The 26,923-nt window shown below is 71.9% G+C and carries 42 protein-coding genes and 1 pseudogene; 5 read left to right on the top strand and 38 right to left on the bottom strand.

Going from position 1 to position 26,923, the window contains the following annotated elements; translation table 11 throughout:
- From ABD994_RS20605 to ABD994_RS20595, 3 genes and pseudogenes are all read left to right on the top strand, one after another.
- Nucleotides 1-215: pseudogene (locus ABD994_RS20605) on the top strand (hypothetical protein); the annotation flags it as partial.
- Nucleotides 212-1,441 (top strand): type VII secretion protein EccE, encoded by a 1,230-nt coding sequence (gene eccE / locus ABD994_RS20600; RefSeq protein ID WP_345419317.1) that lies wholly within the window; start codon nt 212-214, stop codon nt 1,439-1,441. The pseudogene ABD994_RS20605 and the gene eccE, both read left to right, overlap by 4 nt.
- Nucleotides 1,438-2,166, top strand: coding sequence for a hypothetical protein (locus ABD994_RS20595; protein ID WP_345419314.1), 729 nt, complete (start codon nt 1,438-1,440; stop codon nt 2,164-2,166). Before eccE ends, ABD994_RS20595 begins: the two co-directional genes overlap by 4 nt.
- Before the next feature lie 3 nt (nt 2,167-2,169).
- Here the strand turns inward: ABD994_RS20595 and ABD994_RS20590 are convergent, their stop codons facing one another.
- A complete protein-coding gene (locus ABD994_RS20590; RefSeq protein ID WP_345419311.1) occupies nt 2,170-2,361 on the bottom strand; it encodes a hypothetical protein in 192 nt (63 codons plus the stop codon).
- Nucleotides 2,362-2,481: 120 nt separating this feature from the next.
- Between ABD994_RS20590 and ABD994_RS20585 the strand changes: the two genes are divergently transcribed.
- Entirely contained in the window at nt 2,482-2,802 is a 321-nt protein-coding gene (locus ABD994_RS20585; protein ID WP_345419308.1) for a Rieske (2Fe-2S) protein, read from the top strand.
- 33 nt (nt 2,803-2,835) lie between these two features.
- Complete coding sequence (locus ABD994_RS20580; protein WP_345419305.1) at nt 2,836-3,213, top strand: VOC family protein; 378 nt, start codon at nt 2,836-2,838, stop codon at nt 3,211-3,213.
- A 9-nt stretch (nt 3,214-3,222) separates the two neighbouring features.
- Here the strand turns inward: ABD994_RS20580 and truA are convergent, their stop codons facing one another.
- The 37 genes from truA to rpsL form a co-directional block, all read right to left on the bottom strand.
- Complete coding sequence (truA, locus tag ABD994_RS20575; protein ID WP_345419328.1) at nt 3,223-4,023, bottom strand: tRNA pseudouridine(38-40) synthase TruA; 801 nt, start codon at nt 4,021-4,023, stop codon at nt 3,223-3,225.
- 65 nt (nt 4,024-4,088) lie between these two features.
- Complete coding sequence (rplQ, locus tag ABD994_RS20570; RefSeq protein WP_345419302.1) at nt 4,089-4,802, bottom strand: 50S ribosomal protein L17; 714 nt, start codon at nt 4,800-4,802, stop codon at nt 4,089-4,091.
- 93 nt (nt 4,803-4,895) lie between these two features.
- A complete protein-coding gene (locus tag ABD994_RS20565; protein ID WP_274200589.1) occupies nt 4,896-5,969 on the bottom strand; it encodes a DNA-directed RNA polymerase subunit alpha in 1,074 nt (357 codons plus the stop codon).
- Nucleotides 5,970-6,054: 85 nt separating this feature from the next.
- Entirely contained in the window at nt 6,055-6,660 is a 606-nt protein-coding gene (rpsD, locus tag ABD994_RS20560; protein WP_345419299.1) for a 30S ribosomal protein S4, read from the bottom strand.
- A 20-nt stretch (nt 6,661-6,680) separates the two neighbouring features.
- Complete coding sequence (rpsK, locus tag ABD994_RS20555) at nt 6,681-7,091, bottom strand: 30S ribosomal protein S11 (protein ID WP_345419296.1); 411 nt, start codon at nt 7,089-7,091, stop codon at nt 6,681-6,683.
- A gap of 33 nt (nt 7,092-7,124) precedes the next feature.
- Nucleotides 7,125-7,505 carry a 30S ribosomal protein S13 gene (gene rpsM / locus ABD994_RS20550; RefSeq protein ID WP_345419293.1) on the bottom strand — a complete coding sequence of 127 codons (381 nt, stop codon included), beginning with the start codon at nt 7,503-7,505 and terminating at the stop codon, nt 7,125-7,127.
- Between the two features lie 201 nt (nt 7,506-7,706).
- Nucleotides 7,707-7,820: a 50S ribosomal protein L36 gene (rpmJ, locus tag ABD994_RS20545; protein ID WP_018330934.1), complete on the bottom strand. Its 114-nt coding sequence runs from the start codon at nt 7,818-7,820 to the stop codon at nt 7,707-7,709.
- A 22-nt stretch (nt 7,821-7,842) separates the two neighbouring features.
- Nucleotides 7,843-8,064 (bottom strand): translation initiation factor IF-1, encoded by a 222-nt coding sequence (gene infA / locus ABD994_RS20540; RefSeq protein WP_030532868.1) that lies wholly within the window; start codon nt 8,062-8,064, stop codon nt 7,843-7,845.
- Nucleotides 8,065-8,257: 193 nt separating this feature from the next.
- Nucleotides 8,258-8,740, bottom strand: coding sequence for a DUF1707 SHOCT-like domain-containing protein (locus ABD994_RS20535; RefSeq protein ID WP_345419290.1), 483 nt, complete (start codon nt 8,738-8,740; stop codon nt 8,258-8,260).
- 67 nt (nt 8,741-8,807) lie between these two features.
- The gene (gene map / locus ABD994_RS20530) at nt 8,808-9,572 is read right to left on the bottom strand and encodes a type I methionyl aminopeptidase (protein WP_345419325.1); all 765 of its coding nucleotides are present in this window, start codon (nt 9,570-9,572) and stop codon (nt 8,808-8,810) included.
- A 99-nt stretch (nt 9,573-9,671) separates the two neighbouring features.
- On the bottom strand, nt 9,672-10,229 hold the full coding sequence (locus tag ABD994_RS20525) for an adenylate kinase (protein WP_345419287.1): 558 nt from the start codon (nt 10,227-10,229) through the stop codon (nt 9,672-9,674).
- A 90-nt stretch (nt 10,230-10,319) separates the two neighbouring features.
- Nucleotides 10,320-11,639: a preprotein translocase subunit SecY gene (secY, locus tag ABD994_RS20520; protein WP_345419284.1), complete on the bottom strand. Its 1,320-nt coding sequence runs from the start codon at nt 11,637-11,639 to the stop codon at nt 10,320-10,322.
- 208 nt (nt 11,640-11,847) lie between these two features.
- Nucleotides 11,848-12,303 (bottom strand): 50S ribosomal protein L15, encoded by a 456-nt coding sequence (gene rplO / locus ABD994_RS20515; protein WP_345419281.1) that lies wholly within the window; start codon nt 12,301-12,303, stop codon nt 11,848-11,850.
- On the bottom strand, nt 12,296-12,487 hold the full coding sequence (gene rpmD, locus ABD994_RS20510; RefSeq protein ID WP_345419278.1) for a 50S ribosomal protein L30: 192 nt from the start codon (nt 12,485-12,487) through the stop codon (nt 12,296-12,298). The genes rplO and rpmD overlap by 8 nt, the downstream gene beginning before the upstream one ends.
- Nucleotides 12,487-13,128: a 30S ribosomal protein S5 gene (gene rpsE / locus ABD994_RS20505; protein ID WP_285648695.1), complete on the bottom strand. Its 642-nt coding sequence runs from the start codon at nt 13,126-13,128 to the stop codon at nt 12,487-12,489. The genes rpmD and rpsE overlap by 1 nt, the downstream gene beginning before the upstream one ends.
- 40 nt (nt 13,129-13,168) lie before the next feature.
- A complete protein-coding gene (gene rplR, locus ABD994_RS20500; RefSeq protein WP_345419273.1) occupies nt 13,169-13,588 on the bottom strand; it encodes a 50S ribosomal protein L18 in 420 nt (139 codons plus the stop codon).
- Nucleotides 13,588-14,124: a 50S ribosomal protein L6 gene (gene rplF / locus ABD994_RS20495; RefSeq protein ID WP_345419270.1), complete on the bottom strand. Its 537-nt coding sequence runs from the start codon at nt 14,122-14,124 to the stop codon at nt 13,588-13,590. Before rplF ends, rplR begins: the two co-directional genes overlap by 1 nt.
- 19 nt (nt 14,125-14,143) lie before the next feature.
- The gene (gene rpsH, locus ABD994_RS20490; protein WP_345419267.1) at nt 14,144-14,542 is read right to left on the bottom strand and encodes a 30S ribosomal protein S8; all 399 of its coding nucleotides are present in this window, start codon (nt 14,540-14,542) and stop codon (nt 14,144-14,146) included.
- Between the two features lie 238 nt (nt 14,543-14,780).
- Nucleotides 14,781-14,966, bottom strand: a complete 186-nt coding sequence (locus tag ABD994_RS20485) for a type Z 30S ribosomal protein S14 (RefSeq protein ID WP_116708473.1) — start codon at nt 14,964-14,966, stop codon at nt 14,781-14,783.
- A 2-nt stretch (nt 14,967-14,968) separates the two neighbouring features.
- Entirely contained in the window at nt 14,969-15,541 is a 573-nt protein-coding gene (rplE, locus tag ABD994_RS20480; protein ID WP_345419265.1) for a 50S ribosomal protein L5, read from the bottom strand.
- The gene (gene rplX, locus ABD994_RS20475) at nt 15,538-15,861 is read right to left on the bottom strand and encodes a 50S ribosomal protein L24 (protein ID WP_345419261.1); all 324 of its coding nucleotides are present in this window, start codon (nt 15,859-15,861) and stop codon (nt 15,538-15,540) included. Before rplX ends, rplE begins: the two co-directional genes overlap by 4 nt.
- 3 nt (nt 15,862-15,864) lie before the next feature.
- A complete protein-coding gene (rplN, locus tag ABD994_RS20470) occupies nt 15,865-16,233 on the bottom strand; it encodes a 50S ribosomal protein L14 (RefSeq protein WP_116708470.1) in 369 nt (122 codons plus the stop codon).
- 49 nt (nt 16,234-16,282) lie between these two features.
- Nucleotides 16,283-16,525: a 30S ribosomal protein S17 gene (rpsQ, locus tag ABD994_RS20465; protein ID WP_116708554.1), complete on the bottom strand. Its 243-nt coding sequence runs from the start codon at nt 16,523-16,525 to the stop codon at nt 16,283-16,285.
- A gap of 143 nt (nt 16,526-16,668) precedes the next feature.
- Nucleotides 16,669-16,905: a 50S ribosomal protein L29 gene (gene rpmC, locus ABD994_RS20460; protein WP_345419258.1), complete on the bottom strand. Its 237-nt coding sequence runs from the start codon at nt 16,903-16,905 to the stop codon at nt 16,669-16,671.
- Nucleotides 16,905-17,321, bottom strand: coding sequence for a 50S ribosomal protein L16 (gene rplP, locus ABD994_RS20455; protein WP_133829614.1), 417 nt, complete (start codon nt 17,319-17,321; stop codon nt 16,905-16,907). Before rplP ends, rpmC begins: the two co-directional genes overlap by 1 nt.
- A 4-nt stretch (nt 17,322-17,325) precedes the next feature.
- Complete coding sequence (gene rpsC, locus ABD994_RS20450) at nt 17,326-18,201, bottom strand: 30S ribosomal protein S3 (RefSeq protein ID WP_345419255.1); 876 nt, start codon at nt 18,199-18,201, stop codon at nt 17,326-17,328.
- On the bottom strand, nt 18,201-18,611 hold the full coding sequence (gene rplV / locus ABD994_RS20445; protein ID WP_345419252.1) for a 50S ribosomal protein L22: 411 nt from the start codon (nt 18,609-18,611) through the stop codon (nt 18,201-18,203). The genes rpsC and rplV overlap by 1 nt, the downstream gene beginning before the upstream one ends.
- A 54-nt stretch (nt 18,612-18,665) precedes the next feature.
- On the bottom strand, nt 18,666-18,947 hold the full coding sequence (gene rpsS / locus ABD994_RS20440; RefSeq protein ID WP_116708465.1) for a 30S ribosomal protein S19: 282 nt from the start codon (nt 18,945-18,947) through the stop codon (nt 18,666-18,668).
- A 23-nt stretch (nt 18,948-18,970) separates the two neighbouring features.
- The gene (gene rplB, locus ABD994_RS20435) at nt 18,971-19,813 is read right to left on the bottom strand and encodes a 50S ribosomal protein L2 (RefSeq protein WP_345419249.1); all 843 of its coding nucleotides are present in this window, start codon (nt 19,811-19,813) and stop codon (nt 18,971-18,973) included.
- A 2-nt stretch (nt 19,814-19,815) separates the two neighbouring features.
- Entirely contained in the window at nt 19,816-20,121 is a 306-nt protein-coding gene (rplW, locus tag ABD994_RS20430) for a 50S ribosomal protein L23 (protein WP_285648705.1), read from the bottom strand.
- A complete protein-coding gene (gene rplD, locus ABD994_RS20425) occupies nt 20,118-20,768 on the bottom strand; it encodes a 50S ribosomal protein L4 (RefSeq protein WP_345419320.1) in 651 nt (216 codons plus the stop codon). The genes rplW and rplD overlap by 4 nt, the downstream gene beginning before the upstream one ends.
- Before the next feature lie 221 nt (nt 20,769-20,989).
- Complete coding sequence (gene rplC / locus ABD994_RS20420) at nt 20,990-21,643, bottom strand: 50S ribosomal protein L3 (protein ID WP_345419241.1); 654 nt, start codon at nt 21,641-21,643, stop codon at nt 20,990-20,992.
- A 59-nt stretch (nt 21,644-21,702) separates the two neighbouring features.
- On the bottom strand, nt 21,703-22,008 hold the full coding sequence (rpsJ, locus tag ABD994_RS20415) for a 30S ribosomal protein S10 (RefSeq protein WP_116708461.1): 306 nt from the start codon (nt 22,006-22,008) through the stop codon (nt 21,703-21,705).
- Nucleotides 22,009-22,444: 436 nt separating this feature from the next.
- Nucleotides 22,445-23,638, bottom strand: coding sequence for an elongation factor Tu (gene tuf, locus ABD994_RS20410; protein ID WP_345419239.1), 1,194 nt, complete (start codon nt 23,636-23,638; stop codon nt 22,445-22,447).
- A gap of 190 nt (nt 23,639-23,828) precedes the next feature.
- Nucleotides 23,829-25,934 carry an elongation factor G gene (gene fusA / locus ABD994_RS20405; RefSeq protein ID WP_345419236.1) on the bottom strand — a complete coding sequence of 702 codons (2,106 nt, stop codon included), beginning with the start codon at nt 25,932-25,934 and terminating at the stop codon, nt 23,829-23,831.
- A gap of 103 nt (nt 25,935-26,037) precedes the next feature.
- Nucleotides 26,038-26,508, bottom strand: a complete 471-nt coding sequence (rpsG, locus tag ABD994_RS20400; protein WP_133829623.1) for a 30S ribosomal protein S7 — start codon at nt 26,506-26,508, stop codon at nt 26,038-26,040.
- Complete coding sequence (rpsL, locus tag ABD994_RS20395) at nt 26,508-26,882, bottom strand: 30S ribosomal protein S12 (protein WP_345419233.1); 375 nt, start codon at nt 26,880-26,882, stop codon at nt 26,508-26,510. The genes rpsG and rpsL overlap by 1 nt, the downstream gene beginning before the upstream one ends.
- Nucleotides 26,883-26,923 lie beyond the last annotated feature (41 nt).

Here is a 26,923-nt window from a genome sequence, read left to right as displayed (position 1 = left end):
TGCGCGACGACGCCGTCGGCTACGGCGTGCTCGACGCCGACGCCGCGGTGCGCGGGGGCCCGCCGCGGACGGGACCCGAGGTGCGCCCGGCGCCGCCCGCGCCGGCGCCGGGCAGCTCGGGTGGTGCGGCGCCGGTCGTCGTCGCCGTCCTCGTCGTCGTCCTCGTCGCCGCGGTGATCGCGGCCGTTGTGCTGCGCCGGCGGGCCGCCCGGTGAGCCTCGTCGTCCCGCGGGAACGCCCGGTGCCCGCCGCCCGCCGCCGCCCGTCCGGGCCGTCGCTGGGGCCCGTCCCGCTCGCCGGGGTCGTGGTCGTCGAGGTCGGGCTCGCGCTGGCCGTGGCGCTCGTCGCGGTCGACCGGCGGCTGCTGCCGCTGGCCGGGGTCGTGTTCTCGGCCGGGCTCGTCGTCGGGCTGCTGCGGGTGCGGGGGCGCTGGCTCCTGGGCTGGATCGGGCTGCTGCTGCGCTTCCGCCTGCGCACCCGCGAGCGCGCCAGCGAGCCGGAGGCCGCCGGAGCCGACCCGCGGCTGCGGGTGCTGCGCCTGCTCACGGGCGACCTCACCGTCGCCCGCACCCGCGACCACGACGGCCGCGAGGTCGGCCTGCTCGGCCACTCGGGCGGCTGGAGCGCCGTGCTCGCGCTCGACCCGGTCGGCCCCGACGGCGGGGCCGGGCTGGTCGCGTCCGACACCGCCGCGGACGCGGCGTCGTTCCCGCTCGCGGCCGTGGCCGGCTGCCTGGCCGACCGGGGCGTCGTGCTCGACGCCGTCAGCGCGGTGTGGCACTGCCGGCCCCTCGCCGAGGACAGCCCCGCGGCCGCGGCGTACCGCGAGGTCCTCGGCCCGCTCCCGCCGCTGGCCCGCCGCGACGCCTGGCTCGTCGTGCGGCTGGACCCGCAACGCTGCCCGGAGGCCGTCGCCGAGCGCGGCGGCGGCGTCGTGGGCGCGCACCGTGCCGTGGTGGGGGCGCTGGCGCGGATCTCGCGGGTGCTCGCCGACCACGGCGTGCCCGTGCGGCCGCTGTCCGCCGACGACGTCCTCGACGCCGCCACCGAGGCCGCCGACGCCGACGGCGGCCCGGTCGAGCGCCTGACCGAGCACTGGCGCGCGGTCGTCGCGGGCGAGGTCGGGCACGCGGCCTACGCCGTCACCCGCTGGCCGGCGGGTGCGGCGCCGGAGCGGCTCACCGGCCTGACGGCGACGACGGCGCGCACCAGCACCCTGGCCCTCACGCTCGAGCCGGACACGGCGGCGCCCGGCGAGGCCGGCCCCACCGTCGGCCTGCGCGGCACCGCCCGCATCACCGCCGACACCCCGGACGCGCTCGAGGAGGCGGGCCGCGAGCTGGTGGCGCGCGGGCACGCGCTCGGCGTCGTGCTCGACCCCCTCGACGGCCAGCACGCCGCCGGGCTCGCCGCGACGCTGCCCGTGGGGGCCGTCCCGTGACGGGCCGCGCCGCGCCCACCCGCGCCGACCCCGAGCTCGCGCCGGCCTTCTCCGTCCCGCCGGCGCTGCTGGACGCGCTCGGCCCGCCGGTGCGCCCGGCCGGGGTCGTCCTCGGCGCGGACCCGGACGGCGAGCCGGTGGCCGTCGGGCTGGTCCGGGCCGCACCCACGCGCGTCGTCGTGCTGGGCGGGCTCTACCTCGCGCGTCAGGTGACGCTGCGCGCGGTGGGGGTGGGCGTGCAGGCGGTGGTCGTCACCGGCCGCCCGCCGGCCTGGGACGCCGTGCGCCGGGCCGGGGGCGGGGACACCACCCACGAGGACGACGACGAGCGCGCCGCGGTGCGCGTCGTGGGCGAGCCGCCGGCCGACCTCGCCGTCACCGGCGGCCCGCCGCTGCTCGTCGTGCACGACCGCGGCGCCACCCCGCGCGGCCCCGCCCCGGCCCGTCGACCGCGGCAGACGACGCTCGTGGTGCTGCCGTCGCTCGTGCCCGCGGTCTCCGACCTCGCCGACGACGCCGACCTCGTCCTCGTCCAGCGCCTGCCGCCGCACGAGGCCGAGCTGGCCGGGCGCCTGTGGCGGCTCACCCCGGCCATGACCGAGACGCTGCGCACGCTGCCGGACCGCGGTGTCGTCCTGCTCGGGCGCAACCTGTGGCGCCGGGTGGACCTCGTCACGGGGCCGCGGGAGACCGCGATCCTCGGGCCCGTCCGGCGGGGCGACTGACGGTCAGGGCTCGCTGCGCGTGCGGTCCTTGGCCGTGTTCCCGGCCGGCCCGCCGCCCGGGTCGGTGTCGACGAGGTCCGGGTCGAGGGCGACCGCGTCGGCGGTGGTCCCGGGGCTCACCCGCTCCGCGGTGTTCTGCTGGCCGTCGAACTCGTCGCTCGTGGGGTGCGGCGCCTGTGCCGGGTCCTCGCTCATGGCCGTCGACGCTACGGACGCGGTGACCGCGACCACACCGGCATCCGGGGCCGACCGACCGTTCGCCCTCCTACGCACGGTGACCGGCGGGTAGCGTGACCGCCGCCACGGGAGGTGGGGATGGCCGATCTCGCGTACGTCCCGGTCCTCGCCCTCGCGCGTCTGCGGGAGACGGGGATGGCGGCGGTGTCCGTCGGGGGGCGCCGGGTGCTGCTCGTGCACGTCGACGGCGACGTCCGCGCCTACGACAACCGCTGCCCGCACCGCGCCTGGCCCCTCGAGCGGGGCACGCTCGACGGCTGCGTCCTCACGTGCGCGAACCACCGCTGGACGTTCGACGTCGCCACCGGCCGGGGTCTCGACCCCGGCGACCGCGACCTCGTGGCCGTCCCCTGCCGGGTCGACGAGGACGGCACCGTGGCGGTCGGCGTCGAGGCTTGACCTGGACCTTGCTCGAGGTCCGACCCTGGGGACATGAGCATCGCGCTGAACCACACGATCGTCGAGAGCCGGGACCCGGACGGTGGCGCGGCTTTCCTCGCCGAGGTCCTCGGCCTGCCGGCGCCGTACCACTTCGGGCCGTTCACGGTGGTCGAGGTCGACCACGGCACGAGCCTCGACTTCATGGCCGTCGACGCGCCGCACCCCCAGCACTACGCGTTCCTCGTCGGCGACGACGAGTTCCCCGTGATCGTCGACCGGCTGCGCGGCCGGGGCGTCGCGACCTGGGCCGACCCCGGTCACCGGCGCCCGGGCCGCAACACGAACGACGGCGGCCAGGGCGCCTACTTCGACTCCCCCGAGGGCCACAACCTCGAGATCCTCACCCGCCCCTACGGCAGCGGCGGCTGATCGCGGACGTCACGGGTCGCGGCGCCGCCGCGTCGTCGTGGCCCGCGCGGCGAGGTCGGCGTCGTCCGGGTAGTCGACGCCGACGAGGCGCAGCCCGCGCGCGGCGACGACGGCGACCTCGCTCGAGCGCTCGCGCCGGGCGAGCAGCGCCGCGGGCCAGTCCACAGAACGGCGGCCCTCCCCCACGGCCAGCAGCGCGCCGACCACCGAGCGGACCATCGAGTGGCAGAACGCGTCCGCCGACAGCGCCGCGACGAGCACGTGCGGCTCCTCCGGCACCGGACTCCACGCGAGGTGCTGGAGCTCGCGGACGGTCGTCGCGCCCTCGCGGGGCCGGCAGTAGGCGGCGAAGTCGTGCTCCCCGAGCAGCCCCTGGCCGGCGGTGGTCATCGCGTCGACGTCGAGGGGCCGCGGCCAGCGCAGCGTGTCGCGGGCCCGCAGCGGCTCGGGTCCCCAGGGCGCGGTGCTGACGCGGTAGACGTAGTGCCGGCGCAGCGCCGAGAAGCGGGCGTCGAAGCCCGCCGGGGCCGGCGTCACGGCCCGCACCCGCACGTCCGGGGGCAGCATCCGCGCGAGTCGGCCGACGAGCCCCGGGTGCGGGTCGAGCCCCTCCGGGAGGTCGACGTGGCACACCTGCGCGTCGGCGTGCACCCCGGCGTCGGTGCGCCCGGCCACCGTCAGCGCCACCGGCACGCGCCAGACCGTCGCCAGCGTGTCCTCGAGGACCCCTTGCACCGTGCGCAGCCCCGGCTGGCGCGCCCAGCCCGAGAAGTCGGTGCCGTCGTAGGCCAGGTCGACCCGGTACCTGATCAGGAGCGGAGATACCGCGAGCCCGCCCCCGGGGTCGGGGACGGGCTCGCGGGACGCGCGCTCGATCAGGACTTCTCGTCGCTGTCGCCGGTGTCGAGACCGGCGGCCGCGGCCGCGTTGTCGGCCATCGGCTCCGGGACCTCGGCGCCAGCGTCGTCCGACGTGTCGGTGCCGGTGTCGGTGCCCTCGGCGGCCGCCTCGGCCTCGGGGACCTCCGGCGCGTCGTCGTCGGCGCCGACACCCTCCGCCGTCGCGGCGTCGGTGGGCTCCGCCGGCTCCGGGGACGCGTCCGACTCGGCCGCCGCGATGGTCGCCGCGGTCGCGGCGGCACCGGTGGCGGTGTCGCCGACCTCGGCGCCCGGGCCCGAGGGCGAGCGCGGGGCCGCGGTGCGGGTGGCCTGCGAGGCCTCCGCGGACGCGGTCCGCTCGTTCACCAGCTCGATGATGGCCATCGGCGCGTTGTCGCCCTTGCGCGGCAGCGTCTTCACGATGCGCGTGTAGCCGCCGGGACGGTCGGCGAAGAACGGCCCGATCTCGGCCGTCAGGCGGTGCACGACGTCCTTGTCGCGGATCTGCTCCGCGATGAGGCGACGGTTGTGCAGGCCGCCCTTCTTCGCCTTCGTGATCAGACGCTCCGCGTACGGGCGCAGGCGCTCGGCCTTGGCCCGCGTCGTGTGGATGCGGCCGTGGGTGAAGAGCGACGTGGCCAGGTTGGCCAGCATCAGCTTCTGGTGGTCCGGGGAACCACCGAGGCGGGGGCCCTTCGTGGGCTGGGGCATGTCACTGCTCCTGTCTCGTGACGCCTTTCCTCCCCGGCCCTGGGGAGGGCGCGGGGAGGGGGCAGCACGTCAGAGTTGCTGAAAAGAGTGGTCTTACAGCTGCTCGGTCTCGGCGTAGTCCTGACCGTCGTCGTCGGACACGCCGTAACCGCCGAAGCCGCCGTCCGAGCCGTACGACTCGAAGCCCTCGGACGGGTAGTCCGCGGCCGCGGCCGACGGGTCGAACCCGGGCGGGCTGTCCTTGAGCGCGAGGCCCAGGCCGGCCAGCTTCATCTTGACCTCGTCGATGGACTTCGCACCGAAGTTGCGGATGTCCAGCAGGTCGGCCTCCGACCGGCCGACGAGCTCGCCGACCGTGTGGATGCCCTCCCGCTTGAGGCAGTTGTAGGACCGGACCGTGAGGTCGAGGTCCTCGATGGGCATCGCGAACGCGGCGATCGAGTCGGCCTCGGCGGGCGAGGGGCCGATCTCGATGCCCTCGGCGTCGACGTTGAGCTCGCGGGCCAGCCCGAAGAGCTCGACCAGCGTGCGCCCGGCGGACGCGATCGCGTCGCGCGGGGTCATCGACGGCTTGGTCTCGACGTCGAGGATCAGCTTGTCGAAGTCGGTGCGCTGCTCGACGCGGGTCGCCTCGACCTTGTAGCTGACCTTGAGCACCGGCGAGTAGATCGAGTCGACCGGGATGCGGCCGATCTCGGCGCCGGACGCCTTGTTCTGCGCGGCCGGGACGTACCCGCGGCCACGCTCGACGACCAGCTCGACCTCGAGGCGGCCCTGGTCGTTCAGGGTCGCGATGTGGAGGTCGGGGTTGTGGACGGTCACGCCGGCCGGCGGGACGATGTCGCCCGCGGTCACCGTGCCCGGCCCCTGCTTGCGCAGGTACATGGTCGCCGGCTCGTCCTCCTCGGAGCTCACCACGAGCTCCTTGAGGTTGAGGATGATGTCGGTGACGTCCTCCTTCACCCCCGGCACGGTGGTGAACTCGTGGAGGACCCCGTCGACACGGATGCTGGTCACGGCCGCGCCCGGGATGGACGACAGCAGGGTGCGACGCAGCGAGTTGCCGAGGGTGTAGCCGAAACCCGGCTCCAGCGGCTCGATGACGAACCGGGAACGGGTGTCGTCGATGGCGTCCTCGGAGAGGGCAGGACGCTGGGAGATCAGCACGTACGTTTCCTTCCGGTGCGGCGTCCGCTATTTGACGCCGAACGTGACCCGGCCCGGGCACGCTCGCCCGGGCCGGGGTACTACCTCACTTCGAGTAGAACTCGACGATCAGCTGCTCCGACACCGGGGTGTCGATCTGGGCGCGCTCCGGGAGGGAGTGCACGAAGATGCGCAGCGAGTCCGGGACGACCTGGAGCCACCCGGGCACCGGGCGGTCGCCGAAGTTCTCCTTCGCCACCACGAAGGGCAGCATGTTCCGGGACTTGTCCCGGACGTCGATGATGTCGTACTGCGTCACCCGGTAGCTGGGGACGTCCACCTTCTGGCCGTTGACCAGGAAGTGGCCGTGCCCGACGAGCTGGCGGGCCTGACGCCGCGTCTGCGCGAGGCCGGCGCGGTAGACGACCGAGTCGAGACGCGACTCGAGCAGACGGAGGAACTCGTCGCCGGTCTTGCCCTCGCGGCGGTTCGCCTCGTCGTAGTAGGCGCGCATCTGCTTCTCGAGCAGTCCGTAGGTGAAGCGGGCCTTCTGCTTCTCCTGCAGCTGCAGCAGGTACTCGGACTCCTTGATGCGGATCCGGCCGTGCTGCCCCGGCGGGTACGGGCGACGCTCGAAGGACTTGTCGCCGCCGATGAGGTCGACCTTGAGGCGGCGGGACTTGCGGGTGGCAGGTCCGGTGTAGCGGGCCATCGTCTCTGTCTCCTCTCCGCCTAGACCCGGCGACGCTTCGGCGGGCGGCAGCCGTTGTGCGGCTGGGGCGTGACGTCGGCGATGGTGCCGACCTCGAGGCCCGCGGCCTGCAGCGAACGGATGGCGGTCTCGCGACCCGAGCCCGGGCCCTTGACGAAGACGTCGACCTTCTTCATCCCGTGCTCGGCGGCCTTGCGCGCGCAGTTCTCCGCGGCCATCTGCGCGGCGAACGGCGTCGACTTGCGCGAGCCCTTGAAGCCCACGTGGCCGGCCGACGCCCAGCTGATGACGTTGCCCGACGGGTCGGTGATCGAGACGATCGTGTTGTTGAACGTGCTCTTGATGTGCGCGTGGCCGTGGGAGACGTTCTTCTTCTCCCGGCGCCGGACCTTCTTGGCCCCGGCCGCGCCCTGGCGGGTCCTGGGTGGCATGTGCTCTCTTCCGTTCGAGGGGTCCGGTCCGCGCTACTTGCGCGTGGCCTTCTTCTTGCCGGCGACGGTCTTCTTCGGACCCTTGCGGGAGCGGGCGTTGGTCTTCGTCCGCTGCCCGTGCACCGGCAGGTTGCGGCGGTGCCGCAGGCCCTGGTAACTGCCGATCTCGACCTTGCGCCGGATGTCCGCCTGGACCTCGCGGCGCAGGTCGCCCTCGACCCGGAAGTGGTTGTCGATGTACGCGCGCAGCGCGGCGGCGTCACCGTCGGACAGGTCCTTGGAGCGGAGATCGAAGTCGATCCCGGTCTCGGTCAGGATCTCCCGTGACCGGCTGCGGCCGATCCCGAAGATGTAGGTCAGCGCGATCTCCATCCGCTTCTCGCGGGGGAGGTCGACGCCGGAGATGCGTGCCATGGGGTGGCGTGCTCCTGGTGTCGTCCGGGAGGTCTGGCTCCCTGCCCGTCCCGGTCCCTCGTCGAGGGTCCGGGCCCCGGCCTCCCGTGCCGGGGGTGCTCCGCCGGGGCACGATCGCTCACGCCGACGTAGGTGCGGGGAGGTTCTCGGTGCGGTCGCGCGCGGCCGCTGAACTGCTCTGCTGCCGGGTGGCCGGCTGCGTCAGCCCTGGCGCTGCTTGTGGCGCAGGTTGTCGCAGATGACCATGACCCGCCCGTGACGGCGGACCACCTGGCACTTCGCGCAGATGCGCTTGACGCTCGGCTGGACCTTCACGTCCTCTTCCTCGCTGCTCGGACTACTTGTAGCGGTAGACGATCCGGCCGCGCGACAGGTCGTAGGGCGACAGCTCCACGACGACCTTGTCCTCGGGGAGGATCCGGATGTAGTGCTGACGCATCTTGCCGCTGATGTGCGCCAGGACCTTGTGCCCGTTCTCGAGCTCCACCCGGAACATCGCGTTGGGCAAGGGTTCGATGACCCGGCCCTCGACCTCGATGGCGCCGTCCTTCTTCGCCATGTCCTCCGCATTCTTCTCGACGTACGCTGTCGTCCCGCGGGCGAGCCCACGCCGAGGAACGGCGAGGCCCTCCAGGAGACCGGCGCCGTGTCCGCCGGCGGGCGCGACGCGAGAACGCGCGCATGCCGGCACGCCACGCGCGCCAAACGTCAAGTGTACGCGCGGCGTGTCGAGAGCCCGACCACCGGGGGGTTCAGCGCCGCGACGGGTGCGGGACGCAGCCGAACGGCACCGGCGCGGGGAACGGCAGCCCCGCGCGCTGCGCGAGGGCGCCCAGCGCGAGCACGGCGCCCCACGGGCCGGCGACCCAGATCCACCACGGGCTTACGACCCCGCCGGTGCCCACCGACACCGCCACCCAGATCACGAGGTTGAGCACCGACACCGCCGCCCAGACCGCCACGGCCCGCCGCAGCGCCGCGGCCTGCCGGCCCGCGCGCCGCGACCCGCGGTCGCCGGCACCCACCGCGTCCGCCGTCCGCGACGTCGACTCCGGGACGGGCAGGTCCGCGGTGAGCGGGGCGAGGTCGGCCGCCACCACCGCACCGTGCGCCGCCCGGACGCGCTCGTCGTACTCGGCGAGCGTCAGCCGCCCCTCCGCGTGCGCGCGCGCCAGCTGGTCCGCCACGCGCCCGCGCTCGGCGTCGCCCACCCGCAGCTGCTCGGTCCCGGCCACCACGACCACCCCGTTCCTCGACTACGGCCGAGGTTAGCAGCTAGCAGATAGTTCTGCTATCCGAATCTCACTCCGCAGGCGCCGTGAGGACCCGGGGTCCGTCGTCGGTGACCGCCACGGAGTGCTCCCAGTGCGCCGCCCGGCTGCCGTCCGCGGTCACCACGGTCCAGCCGTCCTCGAGCTCGGTGGTCTCGTCGGTGCCCCCGGTGAGCATGGGCTCGATGGCCAGCACCATCCCCGTGCGCAGGCGCATCCCGCTGCCCGCGCGCCCGAGGTTGGGCACGAACGGCTCCATGTGCATGGACGTGCCGATCCCGTGCCCGCCGTAGTCCGCGACGATCCCGTACTCGCGACCGTCGGCGCCCGCTCGGCGGCGCGCCTCCTCCTCGATCGCGTGGCCCACGTCGCCGAGCCGGCCGCCGGGCACCAGCGTCGCGATGCCCGCCTCCATGGCCGCCCGGCAGGCCGCCGACAGCTCCTCGTCACCGGCCGCCGGTGTGCCGACGAGCAGTGTCACCGCCGCGTCGCCGTGCCAGCCCTCGAGGATCGCGCCGCAGTCGATCGAGACGAGGTCCCCGTCGGCGAGGACCTGCGTCGGCGCGGGGATCCCGTGCACGACCTGCTCGTTGACCGAGGTGCAGATCGAGGCCGGGAAGCCCTGGTAGCCGAGGAACGACGGCACCGCGCCGGCGTCCCGGATCGTCGCCTCGGCGACCTCGTCGAGGTCGGCCGTGCTGACGCCGGGCGTCGCGGCCTCGGTCACCGCGGCCAGCGTCGCGGCCACGACCAGGCCCGCGGCGCGCATGGCCTCGACCTGGCCGGGCGTCTTCATCTCCACGAACCGCCCCCGCACGCGATCGGCGAGGCCGCCGACACCGTCCGAGACGATCCCCGAGACGGCCTCGGTGAGCCGGCGGCCGGTACTGCCCACTCAGTCGTCGGGCTCGTCGGCGAGCGCGTCCATGGCGCGGTCGGTGATCTCCTCGACCGATCCGACGGCGTCGACGCGCACCGCGATGTCGCGGTAGTGCTCGATCAGCGGCTCGGTCTCCGAGCGGTAGACCTCCTGGCGGTGCCGGATGGTCTCCTCGGTGTCGTCGGAGCGGCCCCGGCTCATGAGGCGCTTGACGAGCTCCTCGTCGTCGACCTCGAAGACCAGCACGGCGTCGAGCCGCTGGCCGAGCTCACCGAGGACGTCCTCGAGCTCCCGGGCCTGCGCCGCGTTGCGCGGGAAGCCGTCGAGCAGGAAGCCCTCCTGCGCGTCGGACTGCGCGAGACGGTCCTTGACCATCTTGACGGTGACCTCGTCGGGCACGAGGTCGCCCGCGTCGACGTAGCGCTGGGCCTCCTTGCCCAGCTCCGTCTCGTTCTTCATGTTCTCGCGGAAGATGTCGCCGGTGGAGATGTGCGGCGCGTCGAGACGCTCGGACAGCCGGGCCGCCTGCGTTCCCTTGCCCGCTCCCGGCGGGCCGACCAGCACGATCCTCACGACGACACTCCTTCGCCCGACACCTTGGTGAACCCCGACCTTGCGACCCTGCACTCCGCGCCGACCGCCGCGTACCGAAGCGGTACCCGATCAGCGCAGGAAGCCCTCGTAGTTGCGCTGCATCAGCTGGCTCTCGATCTGCTTCACCGTGTCCAGCCCGACGCCCACCATGATCAGAACAGCCGTGCCCCCGAAGGGGAAGTTCTGGTTCTGTCCTTGACCGGTCAGGCCGAGGAAGAAGTTCGGCAGGACGGCGATGATGCCGAGGTAGATGGAGCCCGGCAAGGTGATGCGCGACAGGACGTAGCTCAGGTACTCGGCCGTGGGCCGCCCGGGCCGGATGCCGGGGATGAACCCGCCGAACTTCTTCATCTCGTCGGCACGTTCCTCGGTGTTGAACGTGATCGAGACGTAGAAGTACGTGAAGAAGATGATCAGCGCGAAGTACAGCACGATGTGCAGCCAGTTGGACTGGTTGGCCAGGTAGGTCTGCACGAAGCGGGAGAAGCCCGAGTTCTGGTTGCCCGTGATCCGGCTGAGCAGGTCGGGCAGGTAGAGCAGGGACGACCCGAAGATGACGGGGATGACACCCGCCTGGTTGACCTTCAGCGGCAGGTACGTCGACGTCCCGCCGTACATCCTCCGCCCGACCATGCGTTTGGCGTACTGCACGGGGATACGCCGCTGCCCCTGCTCGACGAACACGACGCTCGCGATGATGACCAGGCCGAACGCGCAGACCACCGTGAAGGCGATGCCGCCGGCGTTCGACAGGATCGTGTTGCCCTCGGCCGGGATGCGCGCCGCGATCGACGTGAAGATCAGCAGCGACATGCCGTTGCCGACGCCGCGCTCGGTGACGAGCTCGCCGAACCACATGATGACCGCGGTGCCGGCCGTCATGACGATGACGATGACCGCGAGGTCGAAGATGTCGGCGTTCGGCAGGATCGGGAACTGCGACGGGTCGCAGTCCTGGAAGAGCTGGTTGCGGTCCGCCAGCGCGACGATGCCGGTCGACTGGAGGATGGCGAGCGCGATCGTCAGGTAGCGCGTGTACTGCGTGAGCTTGCCCTGACCGCTCTGCCCCTCCTTCTTCAGCTGCTCGAAGCGGGGGATCACGACGGTCAGCAGCTGGATGATGATGCTGGCCGTGATGTACGGCATGATGCCCAGCGCGAAGATCGACAGCTGGAGCAGCGCACCGCCGGAGAACAGGTTGATCAGCGAGTAGACGCTCGCGGCGTCACTGCCCTGGACCTGCCGCAGGCACTCCTGCACGTTGGAGTACGAGACGCCGGGCGCCGGGAGCGTGGCCCCGAGGCGGTAGACCGCGACGATCCCCAGCGTGAACAGGATCTTCTTGCGCAGGTCCGGTGTGGTCAGGGCTGACCGCACGGCGCCGAGCACTCGGACCTCCAGATGTCGTTCGGCCGCGTCGCGGACGGGGAGCCGCGCGGGCCGGGTTCCACCGGCCGCGCCACCGCGGGGCGGTGCGCCGGGCCGGGCCGGGTCTCGTGGAGCAGACCCGGGGCGAGACTACACGGGCAGACACCACCGGCCCCGGGCCGCTCCTCCGCCTGCTCGGCGGGGTGCGGCCGCGGGGCCGGTGGGCCGTCTACTCGGCGACGGTCGCGCTGCCGCCGGCGGCGGCGAGCTTCTCGCTCGCCGAGCCCGAGAAGGCGTGCGCGGTGACGCGCAGCGCCACCGAGCCGACCTCGCCCGTCCCGAGCACCTTCACCGGGTGCCCGGGCCGGACCGCGCCGGCGGCCACGAGCTCGGCCGGGCCGACCTCGCCGCCGTCGGGGAACAGCCGGGCGAGGTCGCCGACGTTGACGACCTGCGCGACGACCTTGTTGCGGTTGCGGAAGCCCTTGAGCTTCGGCAGACGCATCTGCAGGGGCATCTGGCCGCCCTCGAAGGACGAGGGCACGTTCTTGCGGGCGCCCGTGCCCTTCGTGCCGCGACCGGCGGTCTTGCCCTTCGAGGCCTCACCGCGACCCACACGGGTCTTCTCGGTCTTCGACCCCGGCGCCGGGCGCAGGTGGTGCAGCTTGATGGGCGACTCAGCCATTGCCGGACACCTCCTCCACCGTCACGAGGTGACGCACGGTGTTGATCAGGCCGCGGTTCTGGGGGGTGTCCGGGCGCACGACGGTCGCGCCGATGCGCCGGAGGCCCAGCGTCCGCAGCGTCTCACGCTGGTTGCGCTTGCCGCCGATCTCCGAGCGGGTCTGCGTGACCTTCAGGTCGGCCATCACGCCCCCTGCCCGGCACGGGCGCGCAGCATCCGGGCCGGCGCCACGTCCTCGATCGGCAGGCCGCGACGGGCGGCGACGGCCTCGGGCACCTGGAGGGCCTTCAGCGCCGCGACGGTCGCGTGCACGATGTTGATCGCGTTCTGGCTGCCCAGGGACTTGGACAGCACGTCGGCGATCCCCGCGCACTCCAGCACGGCGCGCACCGGGCCACCGGCGATGACGCCGGTACCGGGGCTGGCCGGACGCAACAGGACCACGCCCGCCGCCTCCTCGCCCTGCACGGGGTGCGTGATGGTGCCGCCGACGCGCGGGACGCGGAAGAAGTTCTTCTTCGCCTCCTCGACGCCCTTCGCGATCGCGGCGGGCACCTCCTTGGCCTTGCCGTAGCCGACACCGACCATGCCGTCGCCGTCACCGACGACGACCAGGGCGGTGAAGCTGAAGCGGCGGCCGCCCTTGACGACCTTGGCCACGCGGTTGATGGCGACGACCCGCTCGAGGTGCGGGGTGCGGTCCTGCGACCGGTCGCGGCCGCCCTGCTGGCGGTCGCGGCCGGCGCTGCCGCCCTGGCGCTCGCCGCCCTGCTGCCCGGAGCCGGCCGGGCCCTGCTGGCCGTCGCGCCGTGCACGTCCCGGCATCAGGAGTTCCTTCCGTTGCTGTTCACGAGGGCTGGGTTCATCAGAACTGCAGCCCCCCCTCGCGGGCCGCATCCGCGAGCTGCGCGATGCGGCCGTGGTACCGGCGACCGCCGCGGTCGAAGACGACCGCGTCGATGCCCTGGTCCTTGGCGCGGGAAGCGACGAGCTTGCCGACCTCCGCGGCCTGGGCCTTCTTGTCGCCCTCCATGCCCCGCACGTCCGCCTCGAGGGTCGAGGCGTGCGCCAGGGTGTGGCCGGCGATGTCGTCGACGACCTGGGCGGTGATGTGCCGCGTCGATCGCGTGACCACCAGGCGGGGACGGGTCGGCGTCCCGGCGATCTTCTTGCGCAGCCGGAGGTGCCGCTTCGTGCGGCCCGCGCGGCGCGTCTCGGAGACGTTCTTGCCCAGGTGGCCGCGCGCCTTGGTGGTCGTGCCGTTGTTCGCTGTGTCTGCAGCCATCACTTGCCCGTCTTCCCGACCTTGCGGCGGATCTGCTCGCCGGCGTAGCGGACGCCCTTGCCCTTGTAGGGGTCGGGACGGCGCAGCCACCGGATGTTGGCGGCCACCTGGCCGACCAGCTGCTTGTCGATGCCCTGGACCGAGAACCGGGTCGGGCTCTCGACCGCGAACGTGATGCCGTCCGGCGGGGTGATCTTCACCGGGTGGCTGAACCCGAGCGCGAACTCGAGGTCCGAGCCGCGCAGCTGGACGCGGTAACCGACGCCGTGGATCTCGAGCTTGCGCTCGTACCCCTGCGAGACGCCCTGCACCAGGTTGTTGAGCAGCGAGCGCGACAGGCCGTGCAGCGCGCGGCTCTCCCGCTCGTCGTCGGGGCGCTGGACGGACAGGACGCCGTCGTCGAGCGAGACCGTGATCGGCTCGTCGACCTCGTGGCTCAGGGTGCCCTTGGGGCCCTTCACGGTGACCTTGCGGCCGTCGACGGAGACGTCGACGCCCGACGGCACGGTGATCGGGGCCTTGCCGATGCGTGACATGGTTCGGTTCCCCTTCCCGTTACCAGACGAAGGCGAGGACTTCCCCGCCCATCCGTCGCTGGTAGGCCTGCCGGTCGGTCAGCAGGCCCGAGGACGTCGAGATGATCGCGACGCCGAGGCCGCCGAGCACGCGCGGGAGCTCGGTCGACTTCGCGTACACCCGCAGGCCGGGCTTGGAGACCCGCTTGATGCCGGCGATGCTGCGCTCGCGGTTCGGGCCGTACTTGAGGTCGACCACGAGCGACTGGCCGACGGTCGCGGCCTCGGTGCGGTAGCCCGAGATGTAGCCCTGGTCCAGCAGGACCTGCGCCACGTGGGCCTTGAGCTTGCTGTGCGGCATGGTCGCGCTCTCGTGGAACGCCGAGTTGGCGTTGCGGATGCGCGTCAGCATGTCCGCGATGGGGTCGGTCATCGTCATGACCAGGTCACCTTCCTCACCGTGGTTCCCCGGGTGGCACGAGCGTGCGTGCTCCCAATGGCGGGCCTGCGGCGTGCGGGGCTCCTCGGAGCGGTACGGGCAGCCAGATGGGCGTGGGCGGCACCGTCGAGCAGGTACTCGCGGTGCGCCACGCGCTGGATCAGGCGCAGGAGCTCGGGGGACACGGCGTTCGCGCCCTCCCCGACGACGTCCTCGCGCGGGGCGGTGGTCTCGTCGCTCACCACGACGCCTTGCTGACGCCCGGGAGCTCGCCCCGGTGCGCCATCTCGCGCAGGCAGACGCGGCAGAGACCGAACTTCCGCAGCACCGCGCGGGCCCGCCCGCAGCGGTTGCAGCGGGTGTAGCCGCGCACCGCGAACTTCGGCTTGCGAGCCGCCTTGTTGACCAGTGCCTTCTTCGCCATTCTCAGTTCTCCCTGAACGGGAAGCCGAGCTGACGGAGCAGCGCCCGGCCCTCCTCGTCGGTCGTCGCGGAGGTGACCACGGTGATGTCCATCCCCCGCGGCCGGTCGATCGAGTCCTGGTCGATCTCGTGGAACATCGTCTGGTCGCTCAGACCGAACGTGTAGTTGCCCGAGCCGTCGAACTGCTTGGGCGACAGGCCGCGGAAGTCGCGGATGCGCGGCAGCCCGATGGTCAGCAGCCGGTCCAGGAACTCCCACATCCGCGCGCCGCGCAGCGTGGCGCGGGCACCGATCGGCATGCCCTCGCGCAGCTTGAACTGCGCGATCGACTTGCGGGCCCGGCGGATCTCCGGCTTCTGGCCGGCGATGAGGGTGAGGTCGCGGACCGCGCCCTCCATCAGCTTCGAGTCGCGCGCGGCCTCGCCGACGCCCATGTTCACGACGACCTTGACGACGCCCGGGATGAGCATCGGGTTCGCGTAGCCGAACTGCTCCTGCAGCGCGTCCTTGATCGCGTCGTGGTAGCGCTGCTGCAGCCGGGGACGGGTCGTCTCGGGAGCTTCGGTCGTGGTCACGAGAGGTCCTTCCCCGTGCGGCGGGAGATGCGCACGCGCTTCGGCTCGTCGTCGCCGCCGGCGCGGGTGCCCACGCGGGTCGGCTTGCCGTCCGCGTCGACGACCTGCACGTTCGAGACGTGGATCGCCGCTTCCTGCGTCACGATCCCGCCGCTCTGCGCGCCGCGCTGGTTGGCCGACTGGGCCGTGTGCTTCTTGACGCGGTTGACGCCCTCGACGAGGACACGGTCGCGCTCGGGGTAGGCCTGGATGACCTTGCCCTTGGCGCCCTTGTCCTTGCCGGCGATGACGACGACCGTGTCGCCCTTCTTGACCTTCATCTGCTACAGCACCTCCGGCGCGAGCGAGATGATCCGCATGAACCTCTTGTCGCGCAGCTCGCGGCCCACGGGGCCGAAGATGCGGGTCCCGCGGGGCTCACGGTCGTTCTTGATGATCACCGCGGCGTTCTCGTCGAACTTGATGTACGAGCCGTCCGGGCGGCGCTTCTCCTTGCGGGTGCGCACGACGACGGCCTTGACGACGTCACCGCGCTTCACACCGGACGCCGGGATGGCCTCCTTCACCGTGGCGACGATGACGTCGCCGATCCCCGCGTAGCGCCGGGACGAGCCACCGAGCACGCGGATGCACAGGATCTCCCGTGCACCGGTGTTGTCGGCGACCCGGAGGCGCGACTCCTGCTGGATCACTGCTTCTCTCCTGACCTACCCGCACCGGGCGGATGGTTTCGGGTGGTGATTACTTGGCCTTCTCGAGGATCTCGACGAGGCGCCACCGCTTGGTCGCCGACAGCGGCCGGGTCTCCATCAGGAGCACGCGGTCGCCGGGGCCGGCGGTGTTCTCCTCGTCGTGCGCCTTGACCTTCTTCGTGCGCCGGATGACCTTCGAGTAGCGCGGGTGCTTCACCCGGTCCTCGAGGCTGACGACGATGGTCTTGGCCATCTTGTCGGAGACGACCAGGCCCTCACGCACCTTGCGCAGGCCCCGGTCGTCGTTGCGCTCCGACGCCGGGCTCTGCTGGGCGTTCTCGCCCTGCTTGACCTCGGCGCGGACCTGCTCCTGCTCGTCGCGCTCCGGGGCCGTCGCCCCCGAGCTGGACGGAGTGGATCCCTGGGGCTCTTCGCTCATGCCGCTCCCTCCTCATCGGGGGCGACCGACAGGCCGAGCTCACGCTCGCGCATCACCGTGTAGATGCGCGCGATGTCGTGACGCACGGTCCGCAGTCGACGGTTGTTGTCCAGCTGCCCGGTGGCCATCTGGAACCGGAGGTTGAACAGCTCCGCCTTGGCCTCGCGGGCCCGGGCGACGAGCTCCTCTCCGGTCAGCTCGCGCAGCTCGCTGGCGGGGATTCCGGCGGCCATCAGAACGTCTCCTCACGGCTCACGATGCGGCAGCGCATCGGCAGCTTGTGCTGCGCGCGGCGCAGGGCCTCGCGGGCCGTGGCCTCGTTGGGGTAGCTCATCTCGAACATGACCCGGCCCGGCTTCACGTTCGCCACCCACTTCTCGGGCGAGCCCTTCCCGGAACCCATGCGGGTCTCGGCCGGCTTCTTCGTCAGCGGCCGGTCCGGGAAGATGTTGATCCACACCTTGCCGCCACGGCGGATGTGCCGCGTGATGGCGATACGGGCGGACTCGATCTGCCGGTTGGTGACGTAGGCGTGCTCCAGGGCCTGGATGCCGTAGTCACCGAAGGACATCTGGGTGCCGCCCTTGGCGGCGCCCGTCCGGTCCGGCCGGTGCTGCTTGCGGTACTTCACCTTGCGGGGGATCAGCATGGCTCTACGACTCCGTCTGCGTGCTCGCCTCGGGGGCGGCGCCCGCGGGGGCCCCACCCGTGCTGGCACCGGCGGTCTGGGCGTTGGCCTGCTCGGCGGCGGCGCGCCCGGCCTCGGTGCTCGTCGCGGTCGTGCCCGAGGCGCCGGAGCGACGGCCACGCGGGCGGTCGCCGCCGCCACCGCGGCCACGGCCACCGCGCGGGTCGCGGGTGGCGGCGTCGAGCGCGGCCTGGCGCTCCGACTCGCGCTTGCCGCCGACGACGTCGCCCTTGTAGATCCAGACCTTCACGCCGATGCGGCCGAAGTTGGTCCGGGCCTCGAACAGGCCGTAGTCGATCTCCGCGCGCAGTGTGTGCAGCGGCACCCGCCCCTCGCGGTAGAACTCGGAGCGCGACATCTCCGCGCCGCCGAGCCGGCCCGAGCACTGCACCCGGATGCCCTTCACGCCCGGCGAGCGCATGGCCGACTGCATGGCCTTGCGCATCGCGCGGCGGAACGACACGCGGTTGGACAGCTGCTCGGCCACGCCCTGCGCGACGAGCTGCGCGTCCGCCTCGGCGCCCTTGACCTCGAGGATGTTGAGCTGGACCTGCTTGCCGGTCAGCTTCTCGAGGTTGCCCCGCAGGCGGTCGGCCTCGGCGCCGCGGCGGCCGATGACGATGCCCGGGCGGGCGGTGTGGATGTCGACGCGGACGCGGTCGCGGGTGCGCTCGATCTCGACCTTGGAGATGCCGGCGCGCTCCATGCCCTTGGAGAGCATGCGACGGATCTTGACGTCCTCGGCGACGTAGTCGCTGTACTGCTTGTCGGCGTACCAGCGCGACTTCCAGTCGGTGGTGATGCCGAGGCGGAAGCCGTGCGGGTTGATCTTCTGGCCCATCAGCGGCCACTCCTCTTCGCGCGCGGACGGCCGCCCTGCGTCTGGGCGACCTCGGTCACCTCGACGAAGATGTGGCTGGTCCGCTTCCGGATGCGGTACGCCCGGCCCTGCGCGCGGGGCTGGAACCGCTTCATGGTGGGACCCTCGTCCACGGTGATCGTGGAGATCACCAGGTTCGAGGCGTCCAGGTCGAAGTTGTTCTCGGCGTTGGCCACCGCGCTCGCCACGAGCTTGGCCACGGGCTGGGCCGCCTTCATCTGGGCGAACTGGAGCACCGAGGCGGCCTGGCCGACGGGCATGCCGCGCACGAGGTCCACGACGCGGCGGACCTTCATCGGCGACATGCGCACGTAGCGCGCCCGCGCGACGGCCCCGCGGGGGGCCGCGGCGGTGTCGGCTGCTGCGGTCATTCGGACGTACCTTCCAGGTGTTGGGCCATGAGGGGTCCCGCGCTGCGCCGTCGCCTAGCGGCGACGGGAGCGGCGGTCCTCCTTGACGTGCCCGCGGAACGTGCGGGTCGGGGCGAACTCGCCGAGCTTGTGCCCGACCATGGACTCCGAGACGAACACCGGGACGTGCTTGCGCCCGTCGTGGACCGCCAGCGTGTGGCCGATCATGTCCGGGATGATCGTCGACCGCCGGGACCAGGTCCGGATGACGGTCTTGCGGTTGGCCTCGTTGAGCGCGTCCACCTTCTTGAGCAGGTGGTCGTCGACGAACGGGCCCTTCTTGAGACTGCGTGGCATCGCTTCGCTCCCTCCTGCTCTCGTCAGCGCTTCTTGCGGTTCTTGCCGGTGCGGCGGCGACGCACGATGAGGCGGTCGCTCTCCTTGCGGCCGCGGGTGCGGCCCTCCGGCGTGCCGGCCGGGTTCACCGGGTGGCGGCCACCGGACGTCTTGCCCTCGCCACCACCGTGCGGGTGGTCGACGGGGTTCATGACGACACCGCGGACCGTCGGGCGCTTGCCGCGCCAGCGGTTGCGGCCGGCCTTGCCCCAGTTGATGTTCGAGTGCTCGGCGTTGCCGACCTCGCCGATGGTGGCGCGGCAGCGGACGTCGACGTTGCGGATCTCGCCCGAGGGCATCCGCAGCTGGGCGTACGGCCCGTCCTTGGCGACGAGCTGGACCCGCGCGCCGGCCGAGCGGGCGATCTTCGCGCCGCCGCCGGGGCGGAGCTCGATCGCGTGGATCACCGTGCCGGTGGGGATGTTGCGCATCGGCAGGTTGTTGCCCGGCTTGATGTCGGCCTTGGGGCCGGCCTCCACCGTGTCGCCCTGCCCGAGGCGCTCCGGCGCGATGATGTAGCGCTTCTCGCCGTCGAGGTAGTGCAGCAGGGCGATGCGGGCGCTGCGGTTGGGGTCGTACTCGATGTGCGCGACCTTGGCCGGCACGCCGTCCTTGTCGTGGCGGCGGAAGTCGATGACCCGGTAGGCCCGCTTGTGGCCGCCGCCCTGGTGCCGGGTGGTGATCCGGCCGTGGACGTTGCGGCCGCCCTTGTTGTGCAGCGGGCGGACCAGCGACTTCTCCGGGTGGTCGCGCGTGATCTCAGCGAAGTCCGAGACGCTCGCGCCGCGCCGCCCGGCGGTCGTCGGCTTGTACCTGCGGATTCCCATGGTCAGCTCCCTGCCCCGGGTGCGCCGAAGACGTCGATGGTCCGGCTCTCGGGCGTCACCGTCACGACCGCGCGCTTGGTGTCCTTGCGCTTGCCGAAGCCGCGGCGGGAGCGCTTGCGCTTGCCCTCGCGGTTCAGCGTGTTCACGCTGGCCACCTGCACGTCGAAGATCTCCTGAACGGCGATCTTGATCTGCGTCTTGTTCGCGTCCGGGCGCACCAGGAAGGTGTACTGGCGCTCCTCGAGCAGGCCGTAGCTCTTCTCGGAGATGACCGGCGCGATGATCACGTCTCGCGGGTCGGTGATCACTTGTCGTCCTCCTGTCCCCGCAGGCGCGAGGCCACGAACGTCTCCAGCGCGGCGGACGTGAAGACCACGTCGTCGGCGCGCAGGACGTCGTAGGTGTTCAGCTGGTCCGGCGCGAGCTGGTGCACCGTCGGGAGGTTCGCCACGCTGCGGCGGGCGGCCTCGTCGTCGCGCGCGATGACGGCGAGCACCGTGCGGCGCTGCCGGCTCGGCTCGACGACGCCCTCGAGCGCGCTGCGCGCGCCCTTGGTGGACGGGGCGTCGCCGTCGACCAGCGCGGAGAAGACGTGGATGCGCTCGTGGCGGGCGCGGTCCGACAGCGCGCCGCGCAGGGCCGCCGCCTTCATCTTCTTCGGGGTCCGCTGGTCGTAGTCCCGCGGCGTCGGGCCGTGCACGGTGCCGCCGCCGGTGAACTGCGGCGCGCGCACCGAGCCCTGGCGGGCACGGCCGGTGCCCTTCTGGCGGTACGGCTTCTTGCCGCCGCCGCGGACCTCGCCGCGCGTCTTGGTGTCGTGCGTGCCCTGGCGGGCCGCGGCGAGCTGCGCGGTGACGACCTGGTGCATCAGCGCCGTGTTGGCGGGCGCGTCGAACAGCTCACCGGGGAGCTCGACGGTGCCGTCGGTGCCGCCCGTGGGCGTGTGCACCGGCACCGACCGGGTCTCGCCGGCGGAGTGCGCCTGCGCGTCGCGGCGCGCGAGACGGCGGCCCTCGCCGGCCGAGTAGCCCGTGCGGCGGGCGGTGTCGCCGCGGCGCGCGGTCCGCAGGGTCGCCGTGGCGGCGGCCGTCGCGGAGCCCGTGCCGGCGGCGACCTGCTCGCCGCCGTCGTGGCCCTCGGTGTCGGTCACGCCGGGCGTGTGTCCGTCGGGAGAGGTCACTGGGCACCGCCCTTCGCGGTCTCGGCCTTCGACGCCGTGGTGACGAGGACCAGGCCGCCGCGCGGGCCGGGGACGGCGCCGCGGATGAGCAGCAGGCCCGCGTCGGCGTCGACGCCGTGCACGGTCAGGTTCTGCGTGGTGGTCTTGACGTGGCCCATGCGGCCGGCCATGCGCGTGCCCTTGAAGACGCGCGCCGGGGTGGCGCAGCCGCCGATCGAGCCCGGCGAGCGGTGCTTGCGCTGCGTGCCGTGGCTGGCCCCGAGGCCGCCGAAGCCGTGGCGCTTCATGACACCCGCCGTGCCCTTGCCCTTGCTGGTGCCCGAGACGTCGACGACGGCACCGGCGGAGAACACCTCGGCGGTGACCTCCTGGCCGATCTCGTACTCGCCGGCGTCGCTCGTGCGCAGCTCGGCGAGGTGGCGCCGCGGGGTCACGCCGGCCTTCGAGAAGTGGCCGGTCTCCGGCTTGTTCACCTTGCGCGGGTCGATGGCGCCGTAGGCGATCTGGACGGCGTTGTAGCCGTCCACCGACGGGGTGCGGACCTGCGTGACCACGCAGGGACCGGCCTTGACGACGGTCACCGGGACGACGCGGTTCGCCTCGTCGAACACCTGGGTCATCCCGACCTTGGTGCCGAGGACGCCGCTCATCTTCCGCTCCGGCCGGGCCGGGGCGGCGTTCGCTGCAGTCGCTGGAGTCACTGCCGACCTCACTGGATGTTCACGTCGACGCTCGCCGGCAGGTCGATGCGCATGAGCGCGTCCACCGTCTTCGGCGTCGGGTCGACGATGTCGATCAGTCGCTTGTGCGTGCGCATCTCGAAGTGCTCGCGCGAGTCCTTGTACTTGTGCGGCGAGCGGATGACGCAGTAGATGTTCTTCTCGGTCGGCAGCGGCACCGGCCCGACCACGGAGGCGCCGGTGCGCGTCACGGTCTCGACGATCTTCCGAGCCGACGCGTCGATCGCTTCGTGGTCGTAGGCCTTGAGCCGGATGCGGATCTTCTGTCCCGCCATGGTGGCTTCGCCGTTCCTCTTCTCGTCCCGCCCGGGGGTGTGCACCCCCGGCGGCTGGCCTGTGTGGTTCTCGAGACGCCCCGGTGCTGACCTGTCCGAACCCCCGAGCGAGACCGTGTCCGGTCCACGCGGTCGGGCGTGTCGAATCCGTGGCCAGGCTCCGCCGCGTGCTCTCGCACGCTCACGGCCCCGCGGACCCCGCGCTGTTCAACGTGTGTCCGTCCCGCGCCCGGGAGGGAGCGGCACGGTCGACCCCCGGCGTGCTGCCGGTGATCCGGATCCGTCGGTGTGGCTCTCGGACCCCGCTCACAGCAGGGCGGCCGGCTCGATACCGCATGAGCCGGCCGCCCCGTGCGAGCTAGGACTCCAGTGTCGCACAGGCCGCCGGAGCGACCCGACACCGGGGTCCCGGCAGGACCTCGCGGTCCCGCCGGACCTACTTGTGGATCTTCGTGACCTGACCGGCGCCGACCGTCCGGCCACCCTCGCGGATGGCGAACTGGAGGCCCTCCTCCATGGCGATCGGCTGGATCAGCTGGACGGACATCTCGGTGTTGTCACCGGGCATGACCATCTCGGTGCCCTCCGGCAGCGTCACCACGCCGGTGACGTCGGTGGTCCGGAAGTAGAACTGCGGGCGGTAGTTGTTGAAGAACGGCGTGTGCCGTCCGCCCTCGTCCTTGCCCAGGATGTAGACCTGGCCCTCGAACTCCGTGTGCGGGGTGATCGAGCCCGGCTTGCCGATGACCATGCCGCGCTCGACGTCCTCGCGCTTGATGCCGCGCAGGAGCAGGCCGACGTTGTCGCCGGCGCGCCCCTCGTCGAGGAGCTTGCGGAACATCTCGATGCCCGTGGTGGTGGTCTTCGTCGACTTCGCGCGGATGCCGATGATCTCCACCTCCTCGTTCACCTTGACGATGCCGCGCTCGACGCGGCCTGTCACGACGGTGCCGCGACCGGTGATGGTGAAGACGTCCTCGACGGGCATGAGGAACGGCTTGTCGGTGTCGCGCTCCGGCGAGGGGATGGCGTCGTCGACGGCGTCCATCAGCGACATGATCGCGTTGCCCCACTCGGCGTCGCCCTCGAGCGCCTTGAGCGCCGAGACGCGGACGACGGGGAGGTCGTCGCCGGGGAAGTCCTGCGAGGACAGGAGCTCGCGGACCTCCATCTCGACGAGCTCCATGATCTCCTCGTCGTCGACCATGTCCGCCTTGTTCAGCGCCACCACGATGTAGGGCACGCCGACCTGGCGGGCGAGCAGCACGTGCTCGCGGGTCTGCGGCATGGGGCCGTCGGTGGCGGCCACCACGAGGATGGCGCCGTCCATCTGGGCCGCGCCGGTGATCATGTTCTTCACGTAGTCGGCGTGCCCGGGGCAGTCGACGTGCGCGTAGTGGCGCTTCTCGGTCTGGTACTCGACGTGCGCGATCGAGATCGTGATGCCGCGCTGCCGCTCCTCGGGGGCCTTGTCGATCATGTCGAACGCCGAGGCCTGGTTGAGGTCGGGGTACTTGTCGTGCAGCACCTTGGTGATCGCCGCGGTGAGCGTCGTCTTACCGTGGTCGATGTGACCGATGGTGCCGATGTTGACGTGCGGCTTGGTCCGCTCGAACTTGGCCTTCGCCACTGCTCTCGTCCTCCTGGACTGTTCTTTCCTGGTCCGCCCCGTGTCGTGGGTCGGGCCGGGTGGTGCTCGTCGGTGTGGGTCCTGCCGTGTCTCGGAGGACCGAGAGGGCCGACACGAGGCTAGCGAAGCCCCGGTGCCGGCCCGCGACCTGGTCCGCGACCCGAGCTTGCACCCGGGTCACGGACCCGCGTCACTCGCCGGTCGCCTTGGCGATGATCTCCTTGGCCACGTTGGCCGGGACCTCCGCGTAGGAGTCGAACTGCATGGAGTAGTTCGCCCGGCCCTGGGTCCGCGACCGCAGGTCGCCGACGTAGCCGAACATCTCCGAGAGCGGGACGATCGCGCGCACGATGCGCCCGCCGCCGGTCCGCTCCTCCATGGCCTGGATCTGGCCACGGCGGGAGTTGAGGTCGCCGATGACGTCGCCCATGTAGTCCTCGGGCGTGGACACCTCGACCGACATGACCGGCTCGAGCAGCGCGGGGTCGGCCTTGCGGGCCGCCTCCTTGAGCGCCATCGACCCGGCCACCTTGAACGCCATCTCCGACGAGTCGACCTCGTGGTACTGGCCGTCGAGCAGCGTCACCTTGAGGCCGACCAGGGGGTAGCCGGCCATGATGCCGTACTGCATCGCGTCCTGGGCGCCCTCGTCGACCGACGGGATGTACTCCCGCGGCACGCGGCCACCGGTGACCTTGTTGTCGAACTCGTACAGCGGCTGCTCCGGTCCGCGCGGGAGCGGCTCGAGCGAGATGATCACTCGCGCGAACTGGCCCGAACCACCGGTCTGCTTCTTGTGCGTGTACTCGAACTTCTCGACCGGCCGGCGGATGGTCTCGCGGTAGGCCACCTGCGGCTTGCCGATGTTGGCCTCGACCTTGTAGTCCGACTTCATCCGGTTGACCAGCACGTCGAGGTGGAGCTCGCCCATCCCCGAGATGATCGTCTGACCGGTCTCCTCGTCCAGGTGGACGCGGAAGGTCGGGTCCTCGTCGGCGAGCCGCTGGATCGCCGTCGAGAGCTTCTCCTGGTCGGCCTTCGACTTCGGCTCGACCGCGACGGAGATGACCGGCTCCGGGAAGGTCATCGACTCGAGGATCACCGGGTTCTGCGGGTCGCAGAGGGTGTCGCCCGTCGTCGTGTCCTTGAGGCCCACCACGGCGTAGATGTGGCCGGCGCGGGCCTCGTCGACCGGGTTCTCCTTGTTGGAGTGCATCTGCAGGAGCTTGCCGATGCGCTCCTTGCGGTCCTTGGTCGAGTTGATGATCTGCGTGCCCTGGGCGAGCTTGCCCGAGTACACGCGGACGTAGGTCAGCTTCCCGTAGAACGGGTGCGCGGCGATCTTGAACGCGAGGGCCGAGAACGGCTCCTCCGTGGTCGCGCTGCGCTGCACGGGGGTCTCGCCGTCGAGCAGCGTGCCGTTGACCGGCGGGACGTCGGTCGGCGCCGGCAGGTAGGCGATGACGGCGTCGAGCATGGGCTGCACGCCCTTGTTCTTGAACGCCGAGCCGCACAGCACCGGGTAGTACTCGCCCGTGACCGTCACGGCGCGGATGCCGTGCTCGATCTGCTCGACGGTGATCTCCTCACCGGCGAAGTAGCTCTCCATCAGGGCGTCGTCGTTCTCGGCGATCGCCTCGATGAGCGCCGTGCGGTACTCCTCGGCCCGGTCGGCCATCTCCGCGGGGATCTCCTCCACCGCGTAGTCCTCGCCCTTGGACACCTCGCCGCGCCACGTCAGCGCGCGCATCCGGACCAGGTCGACGACACCGTAGAAGTCCGACTCCGACCCCATCGGCAGCTGGACGACCAGCGGCTTGGCGCCGAGGCGGTCCTTGATCGTCTGCACGGTGAAGTAGAAGTCCGCGCCGAGCTTGTCCATCTTGTTGACGAAGCAGATGCGCGGGACGTTGTACGTGTCGGCCTGGCGCCACACCGTCTCCGACTGCGGCTCGACGCCCTCCTTGCCGTCGAAGACGGCGACGGCGCCGTCCAGGACGCGCAGCGAGCGCTCCACCTCGACCGTGAAGTCGACGTGGCCCGGCGTGTCGATGATGTTGATCTGGTGGTCTTTCCAGAAGCAGGTCGTCGCGGCGGACGTGATCGTGATGCCGCGCTTCTGCTCCTCCTCCATCCAGTCCATCGTGGCCGCGCCGTCGTGGACCTCACCGATCTTGTAGTTGATGCCGGTGTAGAACAGGACGCGCTCGGTCGTGGTGGTCTTGCCCGCGTCGATGTGGGCCATGATCCCGATGTTGCGGACCTTGCCCAGATCGTTCAGCACGTCGCGTGCCACGGAATTCCTCTTCCCGTCGGTTCGTCGCCGCGGGTCCCGCGGCGGGGTGTTCTCCGACCGTGCGGGCCCGAGGGGTGGATCGCACCCACCCGGGCCCCGCCGGTCACCAGCGGTAGTGCGCGAACGCCTTGTTCGACTCCGCCATCTTGTGCGTGTCCTCGCGGCGCTTGACCGCCGCACCCAGGCCGTTCGAGGCGTCGAGCAGCTCGTTCGTGAGCCGCTCGATCATCGTCTTCTCGCGGCGGGCCCGGGAGTACGTGATCAGCCAGCGCAGGCCCAGCGTCGTCGAGCGCCCGGCGCGGACCTCGATCGGCACCTGGTAGGTGGCGCCACCGACGCGGCGGCTGCGCACCTCGAGGGCCGGCTTGACGTTGTCCAGCGCGCGCTTGAGCGTGACGACCGGGTCGGCGCCGTTGCGCTCCCGGCAGCCCTCCATCGCGCCGTAGACGATGCGCTCGGCCAGCGAGCGCTTCCCGTCCACGAGCACCTTGTTCACCAGCTGCGTCACCAGCGGCGACCCGTAGACCGGGTCGGCGACGAGCGGACGCTTCGGAGCGGGTCCCTTGCGCGGCATCAGGCCTTGTCCTTCTTCGTCCCGTAGCGGCTGCGGGCCTGCTTGCGGTTCTTGACCGCCTGGGTGTCCAGCGCGCCGCGGATGATCTTGTAGCGAACGCCCGGCAGGTCCTTCACGCGACCGCCGCGCACGAGCACGATCGAGTGCTCCTGGAGGTTGTGGCCCTCACCGGGGATGTAGGCCGTGACCTCGATGCCGTTCGAGAGCCGGACGCGGGCGACCTTGCGCAGCGCGGAGTTCGGCTTCTTCGGCGTGGTCGTGTAGACGCGCGTGCAGACGCCACGGCGCTGCGGGCTCCCCTTCAGAGCCGCGGTCTTGGTCTTCTCGACCTTGTCCTCGCGGCCCCGTCGGACCAACTGCTGGATGGTGGGCATTCGACCGGTTGTTTCCGTTCCTCTGCTGCGCTCTGTTCGGG

The organism is Actinomycetospora chlora, assembly GCF_039542135.1.
Lineage (GTDB): Bacteria > Actinomycetota > Actinomycetes > Mycobacteriales > Pseudonocardiaceae > Actinomycetospora > Actinomycetospora chlora.
This window is presented reverse-complemented; position numbering and strand designations above follow the sequence as displayed.